At 67.1% G+C, this 10,280-nt stretch carries 9 protein-coding genes; all 9 read left to right on the plus strand.

Going from position 1 to position 10,280, the window contains the following annotated elements; all coding sequences use genetic code 11:
* The first annotated feature begins 104 nt into the window (after positions 1-104).
* The 9 genes from ACFYO0_RS20635 to ACFYO0_RS20675 all read left to right on the plus strand — a co-directional run bounded on the left by ACFYO0_RS20635 (position 105) and on the right by ACFYO0_RS20675 (position 10,134).
* On the plus strand, positions 105-2,384 hold the full coding sequence (locus tag ACFYO0_RS20635; protein ID WP_388677787.1) for an FdhF/YdeP family oxidoreductase: 2,280 nt from the start codon (positions 105-107) through the stop codon (positions 2,382-2,384).
* A gap of 46 nt (positions 2,385-2,430) precedes the next feature.
* Positions 2,431-2,919 carry a PaaI family thioesterase gene (locus ACFYO0_RS20640; protein WP_388677790.1) on the plus strand — a complete coding sequence of 163 codons (489 nt, stop codon included), beginning with the start codon at positions 2,431-2,433 and terminating at the stop codon, positions 2,917-2,919.
* Positions 2,920-3,047: 128 nt separating this feature from the next.
* Positions 3,048-3,476, plus strand: coding sequence for a hypothetical protein (locus ACFYO0_RS20645; RefSeq protein ID WP_388677792.1), 429 nt, complete (start codon positions 3,048-3,050; stop codon positions 3,474-3,476).
* Positions 3,473-4,117, plus strand: coding sequence for a Tat pathway signal sequence domain protein (locus ACFYO0_RS20650; RefSeq protein ID WP_388677795.1), 645 nt, complete (start codon positions 3,473-3,475; stop codon positions 4,115-4,117). Before ACFYO0_RS20645 ends, ACFYO0_RS20650 begins: the two co-directional genes overlap by 4 nt.
* Positions 4,118-4,394: 277 nt before the next feature.
* Positions 4,395-5,627, plus strand: a complete 1,233-nt coding sequence (locus tag ACFYO0_RS20655; protein ID WP_388677797.1) for a branched-chain amino acid ABC transporter substrate-binding protein — start codon at positions 4,395-4,397, stop codon at positions 5,625-5,627.
* A gap of 112 nt (positions 5,628-5,739) precedes the next feature.
* Positions 5,740-6,672: a branched-chain amino acid ABC transporter permease gene (locus ACFYO0_RS20660; RefSeq protein ID WP_344392182.1), complete on the plus strand. Its 933-nt coding sequence runs from the start codon at positions 5,740-5,742 to the stop codon at positions 6,670-6,672.
* 5 nt (positions 6,673-6,677) lie between these two features.
* Positions 6,678-8,504 carry a branched-chain amino acid ABC transporter permease gene (locus ACFYO0_RS20665; RefSeq protein WP_388677800.1) on the plus strand — a complete coding sequence of 609 codons (1,827 nt, stop codon included), beginning with the start codon at positions 6,678-6,680 and terminating at the stop codon, positions 8,502-8,504.
* Positions 8,505-8,509: 5 nt separating this feature from the next.
* Positions 8,510-9,421 (plus strand): ABC transporter ATP-binding protein, encoded by a 912-nt coding sequence (locus tag ACFYO0_RS20670; RefSeq protein WP_388677803.1) that lies wholly within the window; start codon positions 8,510-8,512, stop codon positions 9,419-9,421.
* The gene (locus ACFYO0_RS20675; protein ID WP_165342241.1) at positions 9,418-10,134 is read left to right on the plus strand and encodes an ABC transporter ATP-binding protein; all 717 of its coding nucleotides are present in this window, start codon (positions 9,418-9,420) and stop codon (positions 10,132-10,134) included. Before ACFYO0_RS20670 ends, ACFYO0_RS20675 begins: the two co-directional genes overlap by 4 nt.
* Positions 10,135-10,280 lie beyond the last annotated feature (146 nt).

Raw genomic sequence — 10,280 nt, forward strand, 5'->3', positions numbered from 1 at the left:
GCCACTGACAACGCGGTCCCCGCGGCCCGGCCACAGTTGTTGTCACCGGCGCGTGGCAGGATCAAAGACGTACCTCACACATGCGCTCGAATGAGGAGGCCGAGATGGCCGGCAAGCCGCCCCAGGGTGATCCCGTTCAGGACGCGCCGCAGGTCGCCGCGCCGAAACACGCGGCGGCCGGTCTGCCCGCCATCGGCCATACGCTGCGCGTCGCCCAGCAGCAGATGGGAGTGCGGCGTACGGCGCTGACGCTGCTGCGCGTCAATCAGAAGGACGGTTTCGACTGTCCGGGCTGTGCCTGGCCCGAGCCGGAGCACCGGCACAAGGCGGAGTTCTGTGAGAACGGCGCGAAGGCGGTCGCCGAGGAGGCCACGCTGCGCCGGGTCACACCGGACTTCTTCGCCGCGCACTCGGTGGCGGACCTCGCGACCCGCAGCGGCTACTGGCTGGGGCAGCAGGGCCGCCTCACGCACCCCATGTATCTGGCGGAGGGCGCCGAGCACTACGCGCCGGTGTCCTGGGAGCGGGCCTTCGACATCATCGCGGAGGAGCTCACCGCCCTCGGCTCGCCGGACGAGGCCCTCTTCTACACCTCGGGCCGCACCAGCAACGAGGCCGCGTTCCTGTATCAACTGTTCGCCCGCGAGTTCGGTACGAACAATCTGCCGGACTGCTCCAACATGTGCCACGAGTCGTCGGGATCCGCGCTCAGCGAGACGATCGGCATCGGCAAGGGCAGCGTCCTCCTGGAGGACCTCTACAAGGCGGACCTGATCATCGTCGCCGGGCAGAACCCGGGCACGAACCATCCGCGCATGCTCTCTGCCCTGGAGAAGGCGAAGGCGAACGGCGCGCGGATCATCACGGTGAACCCGCTGCCCGAGGCCGGCATGGAGCGCTTCAAGAACCCGCAGACCCCCCAGGGCATGCTCAAGGGCGCCGCCCTGACCGATCTGTTCCTGCAGATCCGCATCGGCGGCGACCAGGCCCTCTTCCGCCTTCTGAACAAGCTGATTCTCGAGACGGAAGGGGCGGTCGACGAGGCCTTCGTCAGCGAACACACCCACGGCTACGAGGAGTTCGCACAATCGGCCCGCGCCGCCGACTGGGACGAGACGCTCACCGCGACGGGCCTCACGCGCGCGCAGATCGACGAAGCGCTGCGCATGGTTCTCGCCTCGGAGCGCACCATTGTGTGCTGGGCGATGGGCCTGACCCAGCACAAGCACTCCGTGCCGACCATCCGCGAGGTGGTCAACTTCCTTCTGCTGCGCGGCAACATCGGCCGCCCGGGCGCGGGCGTGTGCCCGGTGCGCGGCCACTCGAACGTGCAGGGCGACCGCACCATGGGCATCTTCGAGCGCCCCGCACCGGCCTTCCTGGACGCCCTGGAGAGGGAGTTCGGCTTCGCACCGCCGCGCACGCACGGCTACGACGTCGTACGGGCCATCCGCGCCATGCGCGACGACAAGGCGAAGGTCTTCTTCGCGTTGGGCGGCAACTTCGTGTCGGCGTCCCCCGACACCGAGGTCACCGAGGCGGCCATGCGCCGCGCCCGCCTCACCGTGCACGTGTCGACCAAGCTCAACCGCTCGCACGCCGTCACGGGCGCGCGTGCCCTGATCCTGCCGACCCTCGGCCGCACCGAGCGTGACCTCCAGGGCAGCGGCGAGCAGGTCGTCACCGTCGAGGACTCCATGGGCATGGTGCACGCCTCGCGCGGACGTCTGGAGCCCGCGAGTGAACACCTGCTGTCCGAGACGGCCATCGTGTGCCGCCTCGCGCGGCGCGTCCTCGGCGAGGGATCCCACACGCCCTGGGAGGAGTTCGAGAAGGACTACGCGACGATCCGCGACCGCATCGCGAAGGTCGTCCCGGGCTTCGAGGACTTCAACGCGCGCGTGGCAGAGCCCGGAGGCTTCGCGCTGCCGCACGCCCCCCGCGACGAGCGCCGGTTCCCCACCGCCACCGGCAAGGCCAACTTCACGGCCGCGCCCGTCGAGTACCCGAAACTTCCCGAGGGCCGTCTCCTGCTGCAGACGCTGCGCTCGCACGACCAGTACAACACCACGATCTACGGCCTGGACGATCGCTACCGCGGCATCAAGAACGGCCGGCGGGTCGTGCTCGTGAACCCCGAGGACGCCCGTGAGCTGGGCCTGGCCGACGGCTCGTACACCGATCTGGTCAGCGAGTGGCAGGACGGTGTGGAGCGGCGTGCACCCGGCTTCCGGGTCGTGCACTATCCGACGGCCCGGGGCTGCGCGGCGGCGTACTACCCGGAGACGAACGTCCTGGTTCCCCTGGACGCCACCGCGGATACCAGCAACACACCCGCCAGCAAGTCCGTCGTCGTCCGTCTGGAACAATCGGCTGCCAACTGAGCGTTCGCTTAGCGAGCGCGCCGAAAGACGTAAGGAGCCGGAGCCCATGGGCGAGCACCAGCACGTGAACTTCCCGCAAGAGGTCATCGACGAGTACACAGCCCTGGGCGTCGACCTCATGGCCATGTTCTCCGCCGGGCACCTGGGCACGCGCATGGGCGTCCAGATCACCGAGGCGTCCCCGGACCGCGTCGTGGGCACCATGCCGGTCGAGGGCAACACGCAGCCATACGGACTTCTGCACGGCGGCGCCTCCGCCGTGCTCGCGGAGACGCTGGGCTCGGTCGGCGCGATGCTGCACGCCGGCAGCTCCAAGATCGCCCTCGGCATCGACCTCAACTGCACCCACCACCGGGGAGCCCGCTCCGGCCTCGTCACCGGTGTCGCGATCCCCCTGCACCGCGGCGGGTCCACCGCCTCGTACGAGATAGCGATCAGTGACGAGGCGGGCAAGCGCGTATGCACCGCGCGCCTCACCTGTCTTCTGCGCGAGGTGAAGGCGAGCGACGAGGAACGCGTACGTGCCGCGGACTGACCCTCGCCCCTTCGGGGCACCAGGTCCGCCGTACCCCAACTACCGTGGCGGGGACCGCCGCTGTCCACAACACCGTAGTTGTCCACAGCGCCGTTGCTCCCCGGCACCAGGCGGCTTAGCGTCAAGGCATGAAATCGGGAGAAGCCCCCTGGCCGGGGGCAGCGCTCGGATGGGGGCTCGGGCTTGCGCTGGTGACCGGGGGCCTGATCACCGGGTGCGGGCAGGACAGCTCGAAGGACGGGGCGGGTCCGCGGGACGCCGCGCGGACCGGCACCGACTCGCCGTCGCCATCGGCCACTCCTCCCGAGGACCTGTGCACGCGGATCGTCACGTACTGGTCGCGGGAGGTCCTGGACGAGGACACCTACGGTGACTACCAGTCGATGGGCCTGTCGAACGGGCAGTACGAGATCCTGATGAAGGTGGTGGACGCCGCCCGGGCCGAGAAGAAGAACAAGGGCGAACCAGCCGCGGATCAACTGATCGACCGCCAAACGCGCGCGGGCTGCGAGGAGTTGTATCGCGACGGCGCCCCGAGCGGAGGGCCGTGGCAGTGAGCGGCGTCGGCCCGGTCGAGCCGGGAGAAGGCACGCGCGCCTGGGACATGCCAGGCCCGGACGCCCCGCCCCCACCGGGCACCACGCCCGAACCACCGCGCGGACGCCTCACGCAGACGTATACGCGACACCGCCGCGCCGTCCTGTCGATCGCGGCAGCCGTCGCACTCCTCGCGGGCGCCGGCTACCTCTACGCCACCCGGCCCGAACAAGCCCCGCCGGACCCGCCGCCCTACCCCTCACAGGTGGTCGGCATCGCCTACCTCGGACGGGAGCCCACACCCGACAACGCACCACCCATGAGCTTCAGCCTCGGCGTGGAGCTGACCGTCGAGTCGGGCCCTCCGGTCACCGTGCTGCGCATAACGCAGCCCTATGCCGGTCTTTCGCTGACCTCGGTTCCGCAGCTCCCTTTCCGGACAAGAACCGGCTTTCCCCACAAGATCACCATCACCATGCAGGTGACGGAATGCACACGTGTACCGAGGAACGCCGGGCTGCCTTTCCTGGACGTAACTCTGCGTAATACGCGCGCAATACAAGTGCACAGTTTCATCCTTGGTGAACGTTATGCACACGACCTCTCGGAAGCCGTTCAAGTCGCCTGCAGCAACAACTCCGCGTCATCACCAAAACCGTAGAACACTCCTGACCAAACCCGGTGAGGCCTGCACGTTCTCACTATGCGGACCGGGCGAATCGGCCTTAATTCCACTCTTCCGCCCACCGAGTACCGCTCTGCATTACCTCGTGTCATAACAAGAGCGTCACAGCATTGGCCAGACCCTCCTCCACGTTCCCCACACACGCTTAGAGTCACGCCCAGTCACCGCGCCATCGGGATCCGAATCACCTTCGGACCAGCGCTCGACTCGGCCGCTTCTACGGGGAAGGGCCGCGCATGGGAAAGGACTGATCGTGCGCCAACGTTCGCTCATCGCCATCACCGCCGCGCTGGCGGCGGGAGCACTCACACTCACCGCCTGCGGCTCGCGCGACGACGACGGCGGCGGCTCCTCCGGCGACGGTGGCACCACCGTGGTCATAGGCGTCGATGCCCCGCTCACCGGCGACCTGTCGGCCCTGGGTCTCGGCATCAAGAACTCCGCCGACCTCGCCACCAAGCAGGCCAACAAGGAGAAGGTCGTCGACGGCATAACCTTCAAGATCGAAGCCCTCGACGACCAGGCACAGCCCTCCTCGGGACAGCAGAACGCCACCAAGCTGGTCGCCAACAAGGACGTCCTCGGCGCCATCGGCCCCCTGAACTCCTCCGTCGCCGAATCCATGCAGAAGGTCTTCGACGACGCCAAGCTCGTCCAGGTCTCCCCCGCCAACACCGGACCCACCCTTACCCAGGGCCCCGACTGGCAGACCGGCAAGAAGGTCCGCCCGTACAAGTCGTACTTCCGCACCTCGACCACGGACGCCGTCCAGGGCCCGTACGCCGCGCAGTACGTCTTCAACGAAGCCAAGAAGAAGAACGTCTTCGTCATCGACGACAAGAAGACCTACGGCGCCGGACTGGCCGGCACCTTCACCGACGAGTTCAAGAAGCTCGGCGGCAAGATAGCCGGCACCGAGCACATCGACCCCGAGACCAAGGACTTCTCCGCGGTCGCCACCAAGGTCAAGAACTCCGGTGCGGACGTCGTCTACTACGGCGGCGAGTACCCGCAGGCCGGCCCCCTGAGCAAGCAGATCAAGGCCGCCGGCGCCAAGATCCCGCTCGTCGGCGGCGACGGCATCTACAGCGCCGAGTTCATCAAGCTGGCCGGCGCCAGCAGCACAGGGGACCTCGCCACCTCCGTCGGCGCCCCGGTCGCTGAACTCCCCTCCGCCAAGGAGTTCGTCGCCAACTACAAGGCCGCCGGATACAAGGAGGCCTACGAGGCCTACGGCGGCTACTCCTACGACGCCACCTGGGCAGTCATCGAAGCCGTGAAGAAGGTCGTCGAGGACAACGACGGCAAGCTTCCGGACGACGCCCGGGCCAAGGTCACGGAGGCCATGCAGAACGTCTCCTTCGACGGTGTGACCGGCAAGGTCTCCTTCGACGAATTCGGTGACGCCACCAACAAGCAGCTCACCGTCTACTCGGTCGAGGGCGGCGACTGGAACGACGTGAAGTCCGGCACGTACGAAGGCTGACCCACACCCGCACCACCCCATGAGCCGCGCGGGGCGCCGCACCACTGGCGCCCCGCGCGGCTCACATCCGGTCACATCCCTCGACAAATCCGAAAGTCTCGGAGGACATGCGGTGAACGAACTGCCGCAGCAGCTGGTCAACGGCCTGCTACTGGGATCCATGTACGGGCTGGTTGCCATCGGCTACACGATGGTCTACGGCATCGTCCAGCTCATCAACTTCGCCCACGGCGAGATCTTCATGATCGGAGGGTTCGGCGCCCTCACGGTCTACCTGTACGTCCTGCCCGACGGCACCACCATGTGGATCGCACTGCCACTCATGCTCCTCGGAGCCGTCATCGCCGCGATCATCGTCGCCGTGGGAGCAGAACGGTTCGCATACCGCCCCCTGCGAGGCGCACCACGCCTCGCCCCCCTCATCACCGCCATCGGCCTGTCCCTCGCCCTCCAGCAGGCCGTATGGGCCTGGTACCCCGGCGCCAAGGAATCCATCAACTTCCCCGAAATCGCCGGCGGACCCTTCGAAATCGGCAGCGTCACCATCCAGACCGGCGACATCTTCCTGCTCATCGTCGCCCCCATCAGCATGGCGATCCTCGCCTACTTCGTCATGAAGACCCGCACCGGACGCGGCATGCAGGCCACCGCCCAAGACCCCGACACCGCCAAACTCATGGGCATCAACACCGACCGCATCATCGTGGTCGCCTTCGCCCTCGGCGCCGTGTTCGCCGCCGTCGGAGCCGTCGCCTACGGCCTCAAATACGGCCAGGTCCAGTTCCGCATGGGCTTCATCCTCGGCCTCAAGGCCTTCACCGCCGCCGTCCTCGGCGGCATCGGCAACATCTACGGAGCCATGATCGGCGGCCTCGTCCTCGGCATCGCCGAAACCATGGCCACCGCCTACATCGCCGACGTCCCCGGCATGTCGCAACTCGGCGGCCAGTCCTGGGCCAACGTCTGGGCCTTCGTACTTCTCATCCTCGTCCTCCTCTTCAGGCCACAAGGCCTGATGGGTGAGCGCGTGGCGGACAGGGCGTGACACCGATGACCACACAGACCACTGCCCCCCAAACGCCGAGCACCCCGGCCAAGGGCAAGCCCAGCGGCCTCATCGGCATCCCCGAAAACCTGGGCCGCGCCCTCGCCACCGGCGGCGGCATCCTCACCGTCCTGTCCACCTTCCTCGCCTGGACCTGGACCGACGCCTTCCCCGGCGACCTCACCGTCTACGGCTACCCCGGCGGCCTCCAGGTCCTCGTCCTCATAGCCGGCGCCCTCACCGCACTCTTCGGCCTCGCCTCCTACGGAGTGCAGGGCCTGCGCTGGCTCACCCCCGGCTCAGCCGACAGCGCCATCAAACTGGCCGCACTCGCCGCCTTCGCGACCGCCTGGTTCACGATCATCGCGATCAGCGTCAACCTCGGCGGCCTCGCCAACCTCGAACCCGGCGGCTGGGTCGTCGCCATCGTCACCCTCGCGACCCTCCTCGGCGCCCTCTCCCTGCCCTTCGAGCGGCCCGTGACCGAACCGGCCGACCCCGATGACACCGACTGGGAGCAGTTCCGCCACAACACCCGCAACAAGCTGACGGTCTTCAAAGCAGCCTTCGCCTCCAGCGACATAACCCCAGCCCGCAAGCTCCCCGCGTACGCCGAAATCCTCATCATCGTCGCGGCACTCGCCCTCGGCCTGACCGTCTTCACCTACGGCATCGGCACCGAATACGACGAACTCTTCGTCGGCTTCATGATCACCGTGGCCTTCGGCTTCGCCGCAGTCACCAAGGCAGGACTGGTCGCCAGGGTCTCCGCGATCACCGCCAAAAACCGCAACGTCACGATGATCGGCGCCTTCGTCGCTGCCGCGGCCTTCCCCTTCACCCAGTCCGACGACCAGTACGCGACCATCGGTGTCTACATCCTGATCTTCGCGACCGTCGCCCTCGGCCTGAACATCGTCGTCGGCATGGCAGGGCTCCTCGACCTCGGATACGTCGCCTTCCTCGGCGTCGGCGCCTACACCGGAGCCATGGTCTCCGGCTCCCCCTCCTCACCCTTCGACATCCACCTGCCGTTCTGGGCCTCCGCCCTCTGCGGCGCAGCCGTCGCCATGATCTTCGGCGTCCTCATCGGCGCGCCCACCCTGCGCCTGCGCGGCGACTACCTCGCCATCGTCACCCTCGGCTTCGGTGAGATCTTCCGCATCGCCGTCCTCAACGCCGACGGCACCTCGGGCCCCGACATCACCAACGGCTCCAACGGCATCTCGTCGATCCCGAACCTCAACATCCTCGGCTTCGACTTCGGCCAAGAACACACCATCGCCGGCTTCACCATCGCCCGCTTCGCCAACTACTTCCTGCTGATGCTCCTCATCACCCTCATCGTCGTCATCGTCTTCCGACGCAGCGGCGACTCCCGCATCGGCCGCGCCTGGATCGCCATCCGCGAAGACGAAACCGCAGCCCTCGCCATGGGCATCAACGGCTTCCGCGTCAAACTCATCGCCTTCGCCCTCGGCGCCGCACTCGCCGGCCTCGCCGGCACCGTCCAGGCCCACGTCACGTACACCGTGACCCCCGAGCAATACCAATTCGCCCACGTCGTACCACCGAACTCGGCGTTCCTCCTCGCCGCAGTCGTCCTCGGCGGCATGGGCACGATCAGCGGCCCCCTCGTCGGCGCCGCACTCCTCTACCTGATCCCCGCCAAGCTCCAATTCCTCGGCGACTACCAGCTCTTCGCCTTCGGCCTCGCGCTCGTCCTGCTGATGCGCTTCCGTCCGGAAGGCCTCATCCCGAACCGGCGCCGCCAGCTCGAATTCCACGAAGAAGCGGAAGCGCCCACAGTCCTCAGCAAGGCAGGGGCCTGACCACCATGACAACCGACACCACCACCAAGGACACCGCACCGGCCGCACCCACGCCCGGCCAGACCGTCCTCGACGCACGCGGCGTCACCATGCGCTTCGGCGGCCTCACCGCCGTACGCAACGTCGACCTCACCGTCAACAGCGGCGAAATCGTCGGCCTCATCGGCCCCAACGGCGCCGGAAAAACCACCTTCTTCAACTGCCTCACCGGCCTCTACATCCCCACCGAGGGAGAGGTCCGCTACAAGGGCAACGTCCTGCCGGCGAAATCCTTCAAGGTCACGGCCGCCGGAATCGCCCGTACATTCCAGAACATCCGGCTCTTCGCCAACATGACGGTTCTGGAAAACGTACTCGTCGGCCGCCACACCCGTACGAAGGAAGGGCTGTGGTCCGCGCTGCTCCGCGGCCCCGGCTTCCACAAAGCCGAAGCCGCCTCCCGCGAACGGGCCATGGAACTGCTCAAGTTCATCGGCCTCGACAAGAAGGCGGAACACCTCGCCCGCAACCTCCCGTACGGCGAACAGCGCAAGCTGGAAATCGCGCGAGCGCTGGCCAGCGAGCCCGGCCTGCTGCTGCTCGACGAGCCGACAGCCGGCATGAACCCGCAGGAGACCCGGGCGACCGAAGAACTCGTCTTCGCCATCCGGGACATGGGCATCGCCGTACTCGTCATCGAGCACGACATGCGCTTCATCTTCAACCTCTGCGATCGCGTCGCAGTCCTCGTGCAGGGCGAGAAACTCGTCGAAGGCAGCAGCGAAACCGTCCAGGGCGACGAACGCGTCATCGCCGCCTACCTCGGAGAACCCTTCGAAGACGCCCCCGGCGCCAATGAAGTAGCGGAAGTCGAAGCTGCCGAGGCCAACGCCGCCACCCCGACGGACGCCGCGCCCCGCAAGGAGAACGACCGATGACCGCCCTCCTCGAAGTCGACGAGCTCCGAGTCGCCTACGGCAAAATCGAAGCCGTCAAAGGCATCTCCTTCAAAGTCGAAGCCGGCGAAGTCGTCACCCTCATCGGCACCAACGGAGCCGGCAAGACCACGACCCTGCGCACCCTGTCGGGACTGCTGAAGCCGCTGAGCGGCCAGATCAAATTCGGCGGCAAATCGCTGAAGAAGACCCCGGCCCACCAGATCGTCTCGCTGGGACTCGCCCACTCCCCCGAGGGGCGGCACATCTTCCCCCGCATGACCATCGAGGACAATCTGCGGCTCGGCGCCTTCCTCCGCGACGACAAAGCAGGCATCGAGAAGGACATCCAGCGCGCCTACGACCTCTTCCCCATCCTCGGAGAACGCCGTAAGCAAGCCGCCGGAACCCTCTCCGGCGGCGAACAGCAAATGCTCGCCATGGGCCGCGCCCTCATGTCACAGCCCAAACTCCTCATGCTCGACGAACCCTCCATGGGCCTCTCGCCGATCATGATGCAGAAGATCATGGCCACCATCGCCGAACTCAAGTCCCAGGGCACCACCATCCTCCTGGTCGAACAGAACGCCCAGGCGGCGCTGTCACTGGCTGACCACGGACACGTCATGGAAGTCGGCAACATCGTGCTTTCAGGCACCGGACAGGACCTCCTGCACGACGAGTCCGTACGCAAGGCATACCTCGGCGAGGACTGAGCTCCTCACCTCGTACGAAGAGGCCCGGGCCCCCCCCCGGGGGGGGGGGGGGGCGGGGTGTTGCCCGTTAATAGTGGGCGGGGGCACAAGGCGTAGCGGCCCGGGTATACCAAATAGGGAGAGCAAACCGCAGTAAACAACGAAAC

Origin of the sequence: Streptomyces sp. NPDC006365 (genome assembly GCF_042870755.1) — a bacterium.
Classification (GTDB): Bacteria; Actinomycetota; Actinomycetes; order Streptomycetales; family Streptomycetaceae; genus Streptomyces; species Streptomyces xiangluensis.